The sequence below is a fragment of the Tardiphaga sp. 841_E9_N1_2 genome, assembly GCF_051811065.1.
Lineage (GTDB): Bacteria > Pseudomonadota > Alphaproteobacteria > Rhizobiales > Xanthobacteraceae > Tardiphaga > Tardiphaga robiniae.
Genome location: NZ_JBPWQC010000001.1, coordinates 2093506 through 2109860 on the forward strand (window position 1 = coordinate 2093506; position 16355 = coordinate 2109860).

The 16355-nt window shown below is 62.0% G+C and carries 15 protein-coding genes and 1 tRNA gene; 3 read left to right on the forward strand and 13 right to left on the reverse strand.

The features are described from left to right. Positions 1–96: 96 nt before the first annotated feature. The 4 genes from AB8A50_RS10090 to AB8A50_RS10105 all read right to left on the reverse strand — a co-directional run bounded on the left by AB8A50_RS10090 (position 97) and on the right by AB8A50_RS10105 (position 4210). A complete protein-coding gene (locus AB8A50_RS10090; RefSeq protein ID WP_068731517.1) occupies positions 97–738 on the reverse strand; it encodes an Isoquinoline 1-oxidoreductase subunit in 642 nt (213 codons plus the stop codon). Next, positions 735–2900, reverse strand: a complete 2166-nt coding sequence (locus AB8A50_RS10095; protein WP_089268277.1) for a xanthine dehydrogenase family protein molybdopterin-binding subunit — start codon at positions 2898–2900, stop codon at positions 735–737. The genes AB8A50_RS10090 and AB8A50_RS10095 overlap by 4 nt, the downstream gene beginning before the upstream one ends. 3 nt (positions 2901–2903) lie before the next feature. Then, entirely contained in the window at positions 2904–3368 is a 465-nt protein-coding gene (locus tag AB8A50_RS10100; RefSeq protein WP_068731522.1) for a (2Fe-2S)-binding protein, read from the reverse strand. Between the two features lie 161 nt (positions 3369–3529). Beyond that, entirely contained in the window at positions 3530–4210 is a 681-nt protein-coding gene (locus AB8A50_RS10105) for a TetR/AcrR family transcriptional regulator (RefSeq protein WP_439077556.1), read from the reverse strand. A gap of 108 nt (positions 4211–4318) precedes the next feature. Here AB8A50_RS10105 and AB8A50_RS10110 point away from each other — a divergent pair, with 108 nt between their 5' ends. After that, positions 4319–5455, forward strand: coding sequence for an FAD-dependent oxidoreductase (locus AB8A50_RS10110; RefSeq protein ID WP_439077557.1), 1137 nt, complete (start codon positions 4319–4321; stop codon positions 5453–5455). A gap of 5 nt (positions 5456–5460) precedes the next feature. Here the strand turns inward: AB8A50_RS10110 and AB8A50_RS10115 are convergent, their stop codons facing one another. From AB8A50_RS10115 to AB8A50_RS10140, 6 genes are all read right to left on the reverse strand, one after another. Further along, positions 5461–6411, reverse strand: a complete 951-nt coding sequence (locus AB8A50_RS10115; RefSeq protein WP_309945085.1) for a 2-hydroxyacid dehydrogenase — start codon at positions 6409–6411, stop codon at positions 5461–5463. A 96-nt stretch (positions 6412–6507) separates the two neighbouring features. Beyond that, positions 6508–7200: a 50S ribosomal protein L1 gene (gene rplA / locus AB8A50_RS10120; protein ID WP_089268281.1), complete on the reverse strand. Its 693-nt coding sequence runs from the start codon at positions 7198–7200 to the stop codon at positions 6508–6510. 6 nt (positions 7201–7206) lie between these two features. Then, positions 7207–7635 carry a 50S ribosomal protein L11 gene (rplK, locus tag AB8A50_RS10125; RefSeq protein ID WP_068731528.1) on the reverse strand — a complete coding sequence of 143 codons (429 nt, stop codon included), beginning with the start codon at positions 7633–7635 and terminating at the stop codon, positions 7207–7209. A gap of 129 nt (positions 7636–7764) precedes the next feature. Then, entirely contained in the window at positions 7765–8295 is a 531-nt protein-coding gene (nusG, locus tag AB8A50_RS10130) for a transcription termination/antitermination protein NusG (protein ID WP_068731530.1), read from the reverse strand. Positions 8296–8307: 12 nt separating this feature from the next. After that, complete coding sequence (secE, locus tag AB8A50_RS10135; protein WP_068731532.1) at positions 8308–8499, reverse strand: preprotein translocase subunit SecE; 192 nt, start codon at positions 8497–8499, stop codon at positions 8308–8310. Between the two features lie 247 nt (positions 8500–8746). Further along, positions 8747–10903, reverse strand: coding sequence for a hypothetical protein (locus AB8A50_RS10140; protein ID WP_439077558.1), 2157 nt, complete (start codon positions 10901–10903; stop codon positions 8747–8749). 324 nt (positions 10904–11227) lie between these two features. Here AB8A50_RS10140 and AB8A50_RS10145 point away from each other — a divergent pair, with 324 nt between their 5' ends. Further along, positions 11228–12379, forward strand: a complete 1152-nt coding sequence (locus tag AB8A50_RS10145; RefSeq protein WP_439077559.1) for a GGDEF domain-containing protein — start codon at positions 11228–11230, stop codon at positions 12377–12379. Between the two features lie 70 nt (positions 12380–12449). Here AB8A50_RS10145 and AB8A50_RS10150 read toward each other — a convergent pair. Further along, a tRNA-Trp gene (locus AB8A50_RS10150) sits at positions 12450–12525 on the reverse strand. A 254-nt stretch (positions 12526–12779) separates the two neighbouring features. Then, entirely contained in the window at positions 12780–13970 is a 1191-nt protein-coding gene (gene tuf, locus AB8A50_RS10155; protein ID WP_184517871.1) for an elongation factor Tu, read from the reverse strand. Positions 13971–14145: 175 nt separating this feature from the next. Between tuf and AB8A50_RS10160 the strand changes: the two genes are divergently transcribed. Further along, positions 14146–15369 (forward strand): serine hydrolase domain-containing protein, encoded by a 1224-nt coding sequence (locus AB8A50_RS10160; RefSeq protein WP_439077560.1) that lies wholly within the window; start codon positions 14146–14148, stop codon positions 15367–15369. 157 nt (positions 15370–15526) lie between these two features. On the opposite strand, the gene AB8A50_RS10165 is transcribed toward AB8A50_RS10160, so the two are convergent. Next, entirely contained in the window at positions 15527–16294 is a 768-nt protein-coding gene (locus AB8A50_RS10165) for an SDR family NAD(P)-dependent oxidoreductase (protein WP_439077561.1), read from the reverse strand. Positions 16295–16355 lie beyond the last annotated feature (61 nt).

Below are 16355 nucleotides of genomic sequence, written 5' to 3' on the forward strand. Positions count from 1 at the left end.
CGAAATGCCGATGTGGCATCTTTTCTGCAAGGGAGCCGTTTAGGCGCTCAGAGCGCAAAAGTGGAACCGACTGAACCGACTCCACTTTTGATTGCATCACCCCTTAGGGCAGGCCGCTCCCGCATCGGCCCAGGCCTTGATCAGTTCACCGAACTGCTTCTGGGTGCCCGGCGCCGGGGTCCGGTTGCCACCGGGATGCCAGCCCCAGCCGACCAGTTCGTCTTCGGCCATGTGCTTCACAAGCGCGGCCATGTCCTTGCCGCCATTGCGCTCCTTGTCCTTGATCTGGGTGCAGATCTGGCCAAGCGTCTTGCCCTGCCAGGCCATCTCGATAGGCGCCAGCGCCCACTTCGGATTGCCGGGGACGTTGGCGGCATCGAAGTTGTTCTCGTGGTGGCAGGTGGCGCAAGCGAGACCACCGGCTGCGCCGACACCGCCCTCGCCACGCACGACCAGCGGGATATGCGGCCGCATGCGGTCGGTCTGGGTCGGGCGTTCGGTGGCCGGATGGCAGTTCATGCAGCGCGGCGACTGGATGACCTTGCCGGCTTCCGTAAACAGCGCCACGGCACGCTCGTTCTTGTTCTTGATCTTGGCGAAGGCCGAGACCGACTGCAGCTTGGTCGGATTGCTGACCGCTGCATCGGCCTCCTGGAAGCTCGGCTCCGCGAATGCGAGGAGACCCGCCGCGAGGCCGCCGGCGACCAGCGCCAACATCGAGTTCTTAAACAAGCTCATGCTGAGGCTCCTGGTACGATCGGCAACTGCCGCGGTCTTCCCACTCCGAGTTTCGCCAGCGCGTTGGCAACGGCAGGCCCGAGCGGAGGCACGCCGGGTTCGCCGACGCCTGATGGCTTCTCGGTCGATTTCACGATGACTACTTCAATCTCCGGCATCTCGTTGATGCGCAGCGAACGATAGGTGTCGAAATTGCCGGACACCGGCGCGCCGGCATCCAGCGTCTGTTCCGCATAGAGGATGTGACCGAGGCCGAAGCCGATGCCACCTTCCATCTGCGCGCGGATGATGTCGGGGTTCACGGCGACGCCGCAATCCACCGCGCACCACACCTTGTGCACCTTCGGACCATCGTCGGTCATGGACAGTTCGACTACCTGCGCGACGAAGGTGTTGAAGCTCTCGACCACCGCAACGCCGCGCGCGCGGCCTGCGGGCACCTTGTAGTTCTTCCAGTCGGCGAGTTCGGCGACGGCCTTCAGCGCGCCCGCATGGCGCGGTTTCTTGCTCAGGAGTTCAAGCCGACCTTCGATCGGATCCTTGCCGGCGGCCTCGAGCAGTTCATCGACAAAGGCTTCGACGACATAACCGGTGTGGGTGTGGCCCACCGAGCGCCACCACAACACGGGCACACCGACATCGACCTGATGCATGTCGCAGCGGAAGTTCTCGACGTCGTACGGGATTTCGTTCGAGCCTTCATAGGACGTCGGATCGAGGCCGTCCTTGAACATCATGGACTCGAAGAAGGAGCCCTTCATGATCGACTGGCTGACGATGGTGTCGCTCCAGGCTTCGATCTTGCCGTCGCGCACCGTACCGCGCATGCGGTGGATGCAATACGGCCGATAGTAGCCACCGCGCATGTCGTCCTCGCGCGTCCACACCAGCTTGACCGGCTTGCCCGGTCCGATCGCCTTCGCGACTTCGGCGAGCTCGATGGCCTGATGCGTGCTCTGCTGCGCGCGGCGGCCGAAGCTGCCGCCGGCCAGAAGAACGTCGATCTTCACCTTCTCGATCGGCAGCCCGAGCACCTTGGAGATCGCCATATGGTCAGGCGTCGGAAACTGGCAGCCGTAGCGCGCATAGGCGGTGTCGCCGTCCCATTTCAGATAGGCGTTGAGCGGCTCCATCGCGGCATGGGCCAGATACGGGAAGACGTATTCAACCTCGATCACGCGGCCACCTTTGGCCATCGACTCTTCGAACTTGCCCTCGGCCTTCACGAGTTTGCCGGCCGTCTTCGACAGCCCGCGGAATTGCTGCAGCAGTTCCGCACTGCCACGCTTCTCCGCCTTGCTGTCATCCCACGTGATCTTCAGCGCGTCACGGCCCATCTTCGCGGGCCAGAAACCCTTGGCGTAGACAGCGACGCCATTCGACACCTGCTTGACGTCGACGACACCAGCCACGGCTTTCGCAGCCGTCGCATCGAAGGACGCGACCTTGCCGCCGAATTTCGGCGAACGCGCCACGACCACCGTGAGCATGTCCGGTTCGTTGATATCGAGCGTGTAGAAGGCCTTGCCATTGGTCTTGTCGGCGCTGTCGAGGCGTTTCACGACGCCTTCCTTGCCGATCAACCTGAACTGCGACGGATCCTTCAGTTTCGGATCAGCCGGCACCGGCATGGCCATCGCCTTGTCGGCGAATTCGCCGAAGCGACCTTCATGGCCTGACGCATGCTTGATCACACCGTTATCGACAGTGATCTCGCCCGCCGGCACCTGCCACGCATCGGCAGCAGCCGCGACCAGCATCTGGCGCGCCGCGGCGCCGACCTGTCGCATCTGGATGTAGGAATTGGCGATGGCGGTCGAGCCACCGGTGCCCTGCATGCCGAACGCCAGATTCTTGTAGAGCTGCGGATTTGACGGCGCGTGATCGGCACGCATCTGCGCCCAGTCTGCGTCGAGTTCTTCGGCGACCAAAGTCGCCATGCCGGTGAACGGCCCCTGCCCGAATTCGATGCCCTTGCACAGCACCGTGACGGTGCTGTCGGGCTTGATGATCAGGAAGGTGTTCGGCGCGATATTGACCGACGGCTTTGCCGCCGCCTGCGCGAACAACTTGTCGGCACGGGCAACGTAAGCGCCGAGCACGAGGCCAGCGCTGCCCTTGAGCAGCGTGCGACGGGAGAGTTTGGTGTCATGAACGGTCATGGCTCAACCCTCCAGAGATTTGGCGGCGCCATGAATGGCGGCGCGGATGCGGACGTAGGTGGCGCAGCGGCAGATGTTGCCGTTCATCGCCAGATCGATATCGTTGTCGGTGGGGGTCGGATTGACGCTGAGCAGCGCGGTGGCGCTCATCACCTGCCCGGATTGACAGTAGCCACATTGCGGCACGTCGAGCGCGACCCAGGCCGCCTGCACCGCCTTGGCTTCCTTGGAGTCGAGCCCTTCGATGGTGGTGATTTCGCTGGTGCCGATGGCCGAGACGGGCATTGAACACGAGCGGACGGTCTGGCCGTCCACATAGACCGTGCAAGCACCGCATTGCGCGACCCCGCAGCCATATTTGGTGCCGGTGAGACCGGCCCCATCTCGAATTGCCCAGAGCAGAGGTGTGTTGGGATCGACGTCGACCTGACGGGCCTGACCGTTGATCTTGAGAGTGAACGCAGCCATCGCTGATGTCCTATGTCGTCGAATGTACGCCTACATTCGAGTTGTTCTAAACAGCCGACATCTACATCCGCATTGCGGAATAACCCATTCAATTATTTTTGTACCGCGCGGGAACGAAACTCGCTCTTGCGAAACGGCCCTGCAGACCAGTCGCCAGCTGGTCAGAGTCGCCGCGACGCTTCGATGCCGCTCAGGATGAGATCGATTCCGGCGAGAAAGTCCCTGCGGTCGTCGTGCCCCCGCAAATGTGCAGCCATGCTGCGGGTGAATGCATACGCGTCCGGATCGAGTTGAGACCAGGTGGTTGCGACCGCGTCCAGAAAGTCAGACCTGTCGATTCCTCGCATCCGGCCGAGCTGCCCATTGGCTGCGTTCTGCGCACCGACGCCGAGGATGTAGTTCAGCAACGCACCCACCGTCGCCCACTGTTCCTCGTCAGGCACGCCAAGGGCGCTCACCTGCCGGCCGATGCGTTCGAGTATTCGCACCATGGGCAACTGCCCGGGAGCCCGTGTGAGCGCCGACCCAACCCACGGATGCGCGTCGATCGCGTCGAACATGCCCAGCGCGAGGGTGCGAATGATGGCCTGAGGCGTCGCGCCGACCAGGGGCGCGTTCATCGCGCGGGCGATGATGGCGTCGCAGGCGGCAGTCAGCAGATCGCCCTTGTTGGGCACGTGCCAATAAATAGCCCCGGGACCAGTGGCGAGCCGCTCCGACAGGGCACGGAATGTCAGACCATCTTCCCCGCTGCCGTCCAGGATCGCGATCGACGCTTCGATGATGCGATCCCGGGAGAGCGAGTCTTCGCGTCGTGGGCTGCTGCGAGTTTTCTTGGCCATGTCCCCACCTTGACATAAATGGAACGACGTTCCAATAGAATGGAATGATGTTCCATTCTAGGTCTTGGGGAATGTCCCGGGACAGCCTGCGACTGCGAAGGTGGCGAGATGAATACTCATGTGGCGATTGTCGGCGCGGGGCTCGGCGGGCTGACGCTTGCCCGCGTGCTCCATGTTCACGGTATCGCTGCGACGATCTATGAAGCTGAAGCCGCGGCCGACTCGCGGGCACAAGGAGGCCTGCTCGATATTCACGAATATAACGGGCAGCTCGCGCTCAAGGCTGCGGGATTGTTCGAAGCTTTCCGCGACATCATCATCGTCGGTGCCGACGCCAAGCGGATACGCGACAAGGACGGCAAGCTGCTGTTTGACAGGCCCGACATGGGCAACGGCGGTCGACCTGAGGTGGATCGAGGAGAGCTTCGCCAGATTCTGCTCGATTCCCTTCCTGCCGACACGATCCGCTGGGGACACAAACTTGCAGCGGCGTCTCCACTCGGCGGCGGGCGGCACGCACTGACTTTCTCCCATGGCTCAACAGTCACGACCGATCTCCTCATAGGCGCCGATGGCGCGTGGTCACGCGTTCGTCCGCTTCTTTCAACAGCGAAACCGGCCTATGTCGGCACGTCATTCATCGAGACGTTTCTTTTCGACGCCGACACCCGTCACAAGGCCAGCGCGGAAGCGGTTGGCGGGGGCACACTGATGGCGATTGCACCGGGCCAGGGAATCTTTGCGCACCGACACGCCGATGGAACACTGCAGGGCTACGTGGCCCTGAACAGGCCGGAGGACTGGATTGCCCGTATCGACTTCTCGGACCGGACGAATGCCCTCGCCCGCATCGCTGCAGAATTCGACGACTGGGCTCCGGAGCTGACAGCGCTCATCACCAACAGCGAGGGCGCCCCTATGCTTCGCCCTATCTATGCGCTGCCGATCGAACACCGATGGGATCGCGTAGCCGGCGTGACGCTGCTCGGCGATGCGGCGCACCTGATGTCACCATTCGCCGGCGAAGGCGCCAATCTCGCAATGTATGACGGCGCCGAGCTCGGACGGGCACTTGCCGCCAATCCGGAAAATGTTGAAGCCGCGCTTGTCGCTTATGAAACGGAACTCTTTCCCCGCAGCGCGTCTGTTGCTGCGGAGACCGACCGGAATCTGAAGCTGTTCTTCAACGACAACGCGCCTCGGAGCGTGGTTGACCTGTTCACCAGTTTCCAGATCACCGAATAGCTGCCCTAGACCGCCACCGCGTATGGCAGCCCCTTGCCTGCGTAAAACGCGTCGAGATTGGCAATGACGCAGTCCTGCATCGCCGTGTGCGAGTCGAGTGTGTGACCACCGATATGCGGCGTCAGTACAACATTCGGCAGCACGGTCAGCGCATCGGGTGCATGCGGCTCCTTCTCGAACACGTCGAGGCCGGCGCCGGCGATGGTCTTGTCCGTCAGCGCCGCTGTCAGTGCAGCCTGATCGATCACCGAGCCGCGCGAGATATTCACGACGACGCCATTCGCGCCGAGCTTCTTCAGCATCGCGGCATCGATGATGCGGTTGGTATCGCCCCCTGCCCGCACGGCGATCATCAGCACGTCGCACCATTCGACCAGCGCTTCGAGGCTGGGCTCATAGCGATACGGCACATCATGCTTGCTGCGGCTGTGATAGGCGACGTCGCATTCGAAGGCCGCGACGCGCGATGCGATCTTGCGGCCGATCTCGCCCATGCCATAGACGCCGACCTTGCGACCGGGATTGCCGGGCTGCGGCGACATCAGCGGCGACGGCTTTGCGGAGGACCAGCCGCCTTCGCGCAGATACTGATCCGCCGGCAGCAGACGCCGCGTCACCGCAAGCATGAGGGTCAGCGCGAGGTCGGCCACCGAAGCCGCATTTGCGCCGGGGCTGTTGCCGACCACGATCTTGCGCTCGGCCGCGGCCTTGAAATCGACGCCGTCATAGCCGGTGCCGTAGCAGATGATGGCGCCGAGCGCCGGCATCATGTCCATCACGTCTGCCTTGAGCACCTGACCGCCCGCGGTGATCAGCGCGCGCACGTCTTTCAGTTGGTCAGCGGAAAAGGTCTGCAGCGGTGGCTTGCCTGCAGCGTCTAGTAGGTCGAAGTGCTCGCCGATGCGCACCATTTGGGACTTCGGGAAACGCGAATAGATCAGAACCTTCTCGGCCATCGTGACATTCCTGCTGGGTCAAAGAGCGGAAGACAAAAGAAAGGGCGGAACCGGTTGCCCGATTCCGCCCTGGTTTCTTGCAAGCCTTGTTCCGGCTTAGCCGAGCACGGTGCCCGTCTCAACCTTGACGCCGGGGCCCATGGTCGAAGACACAGCAACGCGCTGCAGATAGGTGCCCTTCGCGCCAGCCGGCTTCGCCTTGGAGACGGCATCGACCAGAGCCTTGATGTTTTCGACGAGCTTCTCTTCCGAGAAAGATGCCTTGCCGATACCAGCCTGCACGATGCCGGCCTTCTCGACGCGGAACTCGACCGAACCGCCCTTGGCACCCTTGACTGCGCCGGTGACGTCCATGGTCACGGTGCCGATCTTCGGGTTCGGCATCATGCCGCGCGGACCGAGCACCTTACCAAGGCGACCGACCAGCGGCATCATGTCGGGGGTTGCGATACAGCGATCGAAATCGATCTGACCGGCCTGGACCTTCTCGAACAGGTCTTCTGCACCGACGACGTCTGCACCGGCAGCCTTGGCTTCTTCAGCCTTCGGGCCACGGGCGAACACGCCGACGCGCAGCGTGCGGCCGGTGCCGTTCGGCAGGGTGACGACGCCACGGACCATCTGGTCGGCGTGACGCGGATCGACGCCGAGGTTCAGCGAAATTTCGATGGTCTCATCGAACTTCGACTTGGCGCGTTCCTTGACCATCTTGATGGCCTCGGCGACCGGATAGAGCTTCTCGCGGTCGATGCCCTCACGGGCCTTCTTCAAACGTTTTCCAATTGCCATGACCGTTTACCCCGCGACCTCGACACCCATCGAACGGGCAGAGCCCTCAACCATCTTCATGGCCGATTCAATGGTGTCGCAATTCAGATCCTTCATCTTCGCTTCGGCGATCTCGCGCACCTGCGCTTTGGTCACCGCGCCGGCCTTGTCACGACCCGGCAGCTTGGAGCCGGAGGTGAGCTTGGCGGCCTTCTTGATGAAGAAGGACATCGGGGGGGTCTTGAGGGCGAAGGTGAACGAACGATCGGCGTAGATCGTGATCACCACCGGGATTGGGGTGTTCTTTTCTTCCTTCTGCGTCTGCGCGTTAAACGCTTTGCAGAATTCCATGATGTTCAAACCGCGCTGACCAAGCGCGGGACCGATCGGGGGCGAAGGGTTCGCCGCACCGGCCGGCACCTGAAGCTTCAGGTATCCGGTCACTTTCTTTGCCATGTGTCACTCCTGTTGTGCCGGTCATCGACCGGCTGTTTCAGGTTTCGTGGTTCGGTCGACAAGCGGTTGGCAACCGCCCTCTTCCTCCCACGGCCTTAGAAACGCGAGGCGAACCTCACGCTATTGCGATCAGACCTTTTCGACCTGACCGAATTCCAGTTCGACCGGCGTGGCGCGGCCGAAGATCGACACTGCGACCTTCACGCGCGAGCGTGCTTCGTCGATTTCCTCGACGACGCCGGAGAACGACGCGAACGGACCATCGGCCACCTTCACGTTCTCGCCGATCTCGAACGACACCGACGCCTTCGGGCGCTCCACACCTTCCTGCACCTGGTGCAGAATGCGCATGGCTTCGGCTTCCGAAATCGGCATCGGCTTGTTTTCCGCGCCGAGGAAGCCCGTGACCTTCGGGGTATTCTTGATCAGATGAAACGCTTCGTCGGTGAGCTGCATCTTCACCAGCACGTAGCCCGGGAAGAACTTGCGCTCGGCGTCCATCTTGCGACCGCGACGTATTTCAGTGACCTTCTCGACCGGAACCAGAATCTGTTCGAACAGGTCTTCCAGGCCACGCTGCTTGGCCTGTTCCTTGATCGACTCCATCACCTTCTTTTCGAAATTCGAATAGGCGTGAACGATGTACCAGCGCATGCTCATAATTCTGTTCCGTCAGTGCATCGTGAGCAAAAAGGCGACGAGGTAGCGGATGACCTGATCCGCCGCAAAAAAGAAGATCGACGACAACGCCACCATGACGAAAACCATGATGGTCGTGATGGTCGTCTCGCGTCGCGAGGGCCACGTGACCTTGTTGGTCTCGGTGCGCACTTCCTGCAGGAATTTGAACGGGCTGAACGCCATCGTTATGTGATCCGCATCCGTCGTGAGACGATTGAATTGGTTTCAGAATCCGAACAGCCCTCTTGCGCCCAACCCTTTATTCAAGGATGAGCCGCCAAGCGGGCTCGTTCGTTCGGGGATTTGCCGCGTCGGATATCCGGTCACCGGGCCGACAGCGAGTGCAGCTTCCTACTTCGGACCGGACCAAAGGTCAAGGTATCCGGGCCGGACCGGCGGGAACCCTTCCCGCCACCGGATACCAGCTGGATCAGCGCCCGCCCACCCCCGGCGACGGTTTGCCGACCGCCGCACGGACGTGCCGGACGACGTGATCGGCGACGATGGCGTGGCCCTCCGCGGTCGGGTGCACCGCCCCGCTATACATGGCCGCATAGACCGGCTGCAGGATGTCGAACTGGGTAAAGCCCGTTGCATGCACGTTTGCGGTCAGAAACGCATCATTCGGGGTCCGGAACAGGCGCCAGCGGGACGCATAGGGCAGATAGGCCGCCGGGGAATACGGCGTAAACTCCTCCTTGCCGATCCAGCGCCGCGGCATCGCCATCGCCTCGCCGTCCGCCTGCGGCCGCTTTGGATCGCGCGCACAGAGCCCGCGTTTAGCGAATTCGCTCTGGTGATCGGTGATGAGCTGGAAGCCGGTTCCGGCACCGGTGGCCAGGGCCGGGCAGCCCCCGCCCCGTCCGTTGGTGATGCAGGCGGTCCGGGCGAAGAAATCGTTCAGAAAGCTGACCGTCTCGGCCAGCCGTTCGCGCGACAGCACCAGCTTCTTGTGGACGTCGAGGCCGAGCGTCGGCTGCGCGCCGCACAAGGCCCCTGTCTCGTCGAACTGGATCGGCTCGTAAGCCGTCTGCAGGACCTTCGCGGGCGCCACGCCAAAGCCGTCGCGCAAGGCATCGCGGAGCGCCACCATGCGCTCGTCGAGCTGCTCCATGTAAGCGCGCGAAACTTGCGGCGAGAACCGGATCTGCTTGCCGAGCAGGTTCGCGATCGGTGCGAGATCGCCGGCGGATTCGGTCATCGCATAGACCATCAGTGGCGAGAAGCCGACATCGTTGCCGCCGATCGACAGCAGCAGTGTGTCGATCGGACGCTTGCGCTCATTCGGCGCACACCAGGATTTTGTCACCGGCATATTGGCGACCTGCACGCTGCCGCTGGCATAGGTCGGCAGATTGTAGGTCGCACGCTGCGTGCGGCCCGCGGGGCTTTTGCAGATGAGATCGGCGAGTTGATCGAGCTGCGAACGCACCATCGCGTTGCCCGCGCCCTCACGCGCCTTCTTCTCGAGGAACAGACCTTCGGTCACCTCGGAGCCGGTACAGGCCAGGCTGACCAGCGTGATCGACCGGTGCGGATTTTCCAAACTGAGTTGCAGCCCGACGCGAAACGGATAGCCGTATTGCGAGCGGTGGCAATCGGGGCTGAGCCAGCGCGGATTGGCGGCATTGAACGCCTTGTCGAACTGCGCCGATGCGAGCGGGAAATAAAGCTCCTGCTCCTCGTCGGCGAGCTTGCGCCGCGGCAGGTTTTTGTAGTCGAAACTTCCCACCGGTGCAGCGGGGGTCAATTTCTGCAGCGACTTGGCGGTGCTGCGTGTCGCCATCTCCTCACGCATCAGGGTGGGATCGTAGACCATCTCGCGGACGGCGCTGAATGTCACCGGAACGTCCGGATTGCTTTCGCCCGAGGCAAAAGAATCGCCGAGCGCGACGATGAACAGATCCTCGACGACGACCTGCGGGTCGTTCAACGTACGACCGTCGGGCAATTTGACCTGGACCGATGCACCGGACAGGCTGCGATCGACGGCATAAGGCAGGCGCGTGATCTTGAGCGGTGTCGCGCAGGATTGCGTTGTGGTCTCGGTCCTGCTGCCCGGCCGCCGCGGCGTCCAGCTCCAGACGCAATCATATGCGCCAGCTTCGGCAATGCGCTCGGGCGACAGCCGGATCAGCACAGTATGCGCATCCGGCAGTACGTAATCTTCCTTGGCCGTGCCCCACGAATAACGCCGGTCGCAACTCGCGAGATAGCGGCCCTGCCGGCTGTCGTAACAGACGGCGTCGATGGTCTGCGACGCCCAGCCGAGACGCGAGCGATCGTAGCGCGCCCGCGCGGTGTCAGCGCAACTGGTCGGGCTGGTCATGTCGCGGCAATCGGGATCGTTCAGCCGCCGCTCGGTGCGCCACACCACATCGGCGGGCGGCAGCACCATCTCGTTGCGCGCAGCGGGATAGCCGCGCTCATACATCGCGAAGGATGCGGCATTCTTGAAGAAGCGAAATGGACTTTCCACCTGCCAGAGCAGATCGGCGGCATGAGCGCCATGACTCAATGACAAATGTCCAAAGGACGACAACAGTAACGTCGTGGCCCCCACGACGAACGTCACAAGTAATTTCATTCTCGACTTCCGGCTGAATTCCCAACGGGTGTGTCGCACGCGCGGCAAGCCAGGTTCATCGCCGCGACCGCACGCCGCAGGGACGCAGCGCAACGGAAACGCGGGGAGCAGCACGATCGCGCATGATTGGCAAAGCCGATGTCGGACATGGCCATCAGCCTATTGAGCAAATTGCCCCGCGGATCGTCAGATTCCATTAACCCCGCGGCCAGACTAAAACGCGAGAAGCTACCCAGGTACTCCAGTAAGTGGATGTATTAGCAGACCTAAATGTTTTGATCGGCAGATTGCTTGTTTGATCGGCAATGCAACGGGCATCAGCGAATGACCAGCATCACCACCCTGTTCGAGGGAACCGACGCCTCCACGAGAAACCTCCGCAAGGATTCGGCATTGCGGATCGCGCGGCGCCGGACCGCCTATATCGCGCAGGCGTCGAGCTATCTGATCGATGCCGCGATCCTGCTGCTTTACGCCATGATCGGCGTGACCACCGTGGCGACGGGGGTCGTGTATCTGGCCATCAGGCTCGCTGTGGTCGGCATTGCTGCCTATCTCTCGGAGATCCAGGTCAACGACCGTTTCAAGGACCCGTACCTCACGGTCCCTCTCTCCATCGTCAGCATCATCGTCCAGATCGGCGCGATCTATCTCGTGCCGCAGATCGGCTTCTACTTCATCTCCATCATTTTCGTCGTGCTCGGCTTCGCCGCACTGCGCATGAGTGCGCGCCAGACCGGCATTGTCTGGTCCACCGCAACGCTGGGCCTCGCACTGCTTTTCCTGATGACCGACAAGCCGATCGGCATTCCCATGGCCACCGCGACAGAACGCGCTCTGGCGCTGGCCTGTTTCGTCAGCGCACTTGGCCGCTGTGCCAGCGCCGGCCTCTACGGCAGCTCGATGCGCGAACTGCTGTATCGTCGCAGCAACGACCTCGCGGCCGCCAATGCGCGGATCGAGGAACTCGCCCAACTGGACGAACTCACCGGCGCGTTGAACCGGCGCTACATCATGAAGTGCCTGAACGACGAGATCGCCAAGGCCCAGCGCAACGCCACAACCTGCTGCATCGCGATCATCGACCTCGATCACTTCAAGAAGATCAACGACTGCTTCGGTCATCCCGTCGGCGACGAAGTGCTGCGCGCCTTTGCCATCTCGGTCTTCGCCAATATCCGCACCATCGACAGGTTCGGCCGTCAGGGCGGCGAGGAGTTTCTGCTGATCCTGCCGGACACCGACATTGATCTTGCGATCCAGACGCTTGATCGATTGCGCGGCCTGATCACGGAACTGAACTGGTCAGCGATTGCGCAGAATCTGACTCTGACGATATCCGCCGGGATCAGCGCCATCAGGCCCAATGATACGCCGGAAGACATTTTGGCGCGCGCCGACCTTGCGCTCTACAGAGCCAAGGATACCGGCCGTGATCGCGTGGTGGCAGCGCCGCAAAAGCGGCAGTTCAGCTGACTGGGCAGCAGAAACCCCGCCTGAAAAGCACGCTCAGGTTAAAATATATCGATATTTCAAAGGCTTAAAATGGCAGGGGCGGTAGGGCTCGAACCTACGACAACCGGTTTTGGAGACCGGTACTCTACCAACTGAGCTACACCCCTACAGGAAAACGGCGCACCGTCATTTCCGCGCCGTTTGAAGCATATGCGACGCCTGATTTGCAAGAGGCGAAGCGCCCCCTCCGAAATCAAATCCCGCCGGAATCAAAACGGCGGGCAAGGGAACTGTCCCCTGCCCGCCGCCTGTATCGATTACTCGATGATGCTAGCGACGACGCCTGCACCGCAGCCAAGTGCGGTATACCGCACTTGGGCTCATTTTCTTTAGGTTGGACCTTTCGGCGTTGTTGCGTCGATCATTCAATGATCGATGCAACCACTCCGGCTCCAACCGTGCGGCCGCCTTCACGGATGGCGAAGCGCAGCTTTTCTTCCATCGCGATCGGCACGATCAGGTGCACTTCCATGGCGATGTTGTCGCCCGGCATCACCATTTCGGTGCCTTCCGGCAGGTGCACAACACCGGTCACGTCGGTGGTGCGGAAGTAGAACTGCGGACGGTAGTTGGTGAAGAACGGCGTGTGACGGCCACCCTCTTCCTTGGTCAGAATGTAAGCCTCGGCCTTGAACTTGGTGTGCGGCTTCACCGAACCCGGCTTGCACAGCACCTGGCCGCGCTCGACGTCTTCACGCTTGGTGCCGCGCAGCAGCGCGCCGATGTTGTCGCCGGCCTGGCCCTGATCGAGCAGCTTGCGGAACATTTCAACGCCGGTGCAGATCGTCTTCTGCGTGGCGCGGATGCCGACGATTTCGATTTCCTCGCCGACCTTGACGATGCCGCGCTCGACGCGGCCGGTCACGACCGTACCACGGCCCGAGATCGAGAACACGTCTTCCACCGGCATCAGGAACGGCTGGTCAACCGGACGCTCCGGCTGCGGGATGTAGCTGTCGACATTCTTCATCAGTTCGAGAATGGCGTCGTGACCGAGCTTCTGGTCCGAGTTTTCGAGAGCGGCCAGCGCCGAACCCTTGATGATCGGAATGTCATCGCCCGGGAAGTCGTACTTCGAGAGCAATTCGCGGACTTCCATTTCCACGAGCTCGAGCAGTTCCGGATCGTCGACCATGTCGCACTTGTTCAGGAACACGACCAGCGCGGGAACGCCGACCTGGCGCGCCAGCAGGATGTGCTCGCGGGTCTGCGGCATCGGGCCGTCGGCAGCCGACACGACCAGGATGCCACCGTCCATCTGCGCGGCGCCGGTGATCATGTTCTTCACATAGTCGGCGTGGCCGGGGCAATCGACGTGCGCATAGTGGCGGTTGGCGGTCTCGTATTCGACGTGTGCCGTCGAAATGGTGATGCCGCGGGCCTTTTCCTCGGGCGCCTTGTCGATCTGGTCGTAAGCGGTGAACGTGGCACCGCCCGTCTCTGCCAGCACCTTCGTGATCGCCGCCGTCAGCGACGTCTTGCCGTGGTCGACGTGACCGATCGTACCAATATTGCAGTGCGGCTTGTTACGTTCAAATTTTGCTTTGGCCATAGATCCACCTGTTAAGCCACGCCCGTGCGCAGCACCAAACCGGCGGCTGGTTACAAGGGAAAACGGCCCTGTTCAAGCCCGAACTTCTGGGCCAAGCTCGTCCAACCATGCCGGCGAGCCCCCCTATGTAAGCCGGCAAATGACAAGATCAATCAAAGCACTATCGGGAGCCCCCATGAACGCCCAAACTGCCGCAAAACACGCCATTTCCCTCGAGACCCCCGAGCTGCCGCAGGCCCGGCCGGAAACGCTGGGATTGTCATCAAACCGTCTTCAAATCATGTCGGACGCGTTCAAGCGCGAGATCGACAAGGGCACCACGCCGGGCGTCACCATGCTGGTCTCCCGCCGCAGCCAGATCGGCTATTTCGAGGCCTTCGGCAAGCAGACCCCGGACGGCGGGACCGCCATGTCGCGCGATAGTCTGTTCCGCATCTTCTCGATGACCAAGCCGATTGTCTCGCTGGGCATCATGCAGCTGGTCGAGAACGGCCACATCCTGCTCAACGATCCCCTCGCCAAATACATCCCCGCATTCGCCGACACCAAGGTCGGCGTCGAGCGCAACGGCGCGCTCGAACTGGCGCTGCCTGTTCGACCGATCACGATCCAGGACCTGCTGCGCCACACCTCGGGCATCTCCTATGAGATCACCGGCAAAGGCATGGTGCAGCGGATGTACCAGAAGTCGAACCTGCGCAATCGCAACATCACCAATGAAGAACACGCGACAATCGTCGCCGGCCTGCCGCTGATCTGTCAGCCCGGCTCTGAGTGGAATTACAGCCGCTCCACCGACATTCTCGGCCGCGTCATCGAGGTCGTGGCCGGCAAGTCGCTGGGCAACTATCTCACCGACAACATTCTGGCGCCGCTGCAGATGGCCGAGACCGGCTTCCACACAGCAAGCACGAACAAGGACCGTATCGCGCAGCCCTTCCCCACCGATCCCTGGACCGGCGAGAAAGTCGCGCTGTTCGATCCGCTCGAAATTCCGAAGATGGAATCCGGCGGCGGCGGACTGGTATCGAAGACCATGGACTATGCGCGCTTCTGCCAGATGCTGCTCAACGGCGGCACGCTGGACGGTACCCGCGTGATCGGCAGCCGCACGCTGCACCTGATGGCGTCCAATCACCTCAGCCCTAACGTGAAGCTGGAGACACATCTCGTACCGCCCGGCCACAGCTTCGGCCTCGGCTTCGCCGTACGCACCGACGATGGTCATGCGCCCTATGCGGGATCGAAGGGTCAGTTCTTCTGGAGCGGCGTCGCCGGCACGTTCTTCTGGATCGATCCGCAGGAAGAACTGTTCGCGGTGTTCATGTCGCAGGGCCCCGGCCAGCGGGAGTATTTCAGGACGCTGATCCGGAGCCTGGTCTACGCGGCGGTGGAGTGACGACGAAGTCGTCATTCCGGGGCGTGGCCGGCAATTGCCGGACACGAACCCGGAATCCCGACATGGCCTGGCGCTGTCGGAGACTCCCACGTCGAGGTTCCGGGTTCGCGGCCGCCGCCTTCGGCGACATCCTCGCCCCGGAATGACGAGATTGATCTCAGCTAATCGTCGCGCCGCCGTCGATCACCATCGTCTGGCCGGTCATGAAATTCCCGGCTGCAGATCCCAGGAACACTGCAGCGCCTGCGATTTCATCGGGGATGCCGATGCGCAGCAGCGGCGAGCGTGCGGTGGAGGCCTTGAGGTTCTCCGGATTATCCCACAGCGCTTTGGCAAAGTCGGTCTTGATGAGGCCCGGCGCGATGCAGTTCACGCGGACATTGAACTTGCCGTATTCGCAGGCGAGATTGCGCGCGAGCTGCATGTCGGCGGCTTTCGAGATCGCATAGGCGCCCAGGATCGTCGAGCCCTTCAACCCGCCGATCGACGACACGATGATCACCGAGCCGTCCTTGCGTTCGATCATATCCGGCACGACCATGCTGGTCAGCCAGTTGTTGGCGACAATGTTGTTGTCGAGAATCTTGCGGAACTGATCGTCGGAAATGCCGGCCAGCGGCCCGTAATACGGATTCGACGCAGCGTTACACACCAGCACGTCGATCTTGCCGAAAGCCTTCTTGCTTTCGTCGACGAGGTTCTGCAGGTTTTCCTTGCTGGAGATATTCGCGGCGATCGCCACCGCCGTCCCCGCGCCGAACTGCGCGTTGACCTCCGTCGCCACCTCGTCACAGACGTCCTGCTTGCGCGACGAGATCACCACCTTGGCGCCGTGCTCCGCCATGCGCTCGGCAATGGCGCGGCCGATGCCGCGCGTCGAGCCGGTGATGACGGCAACTTTTCCGGTCATGTCGAACAGGTTCATGTGTGTTTCTCCCTAGTTTTTTCTGTTTGAGTTTTCCTCCGTCATTGCGAGGAGCGAAGCG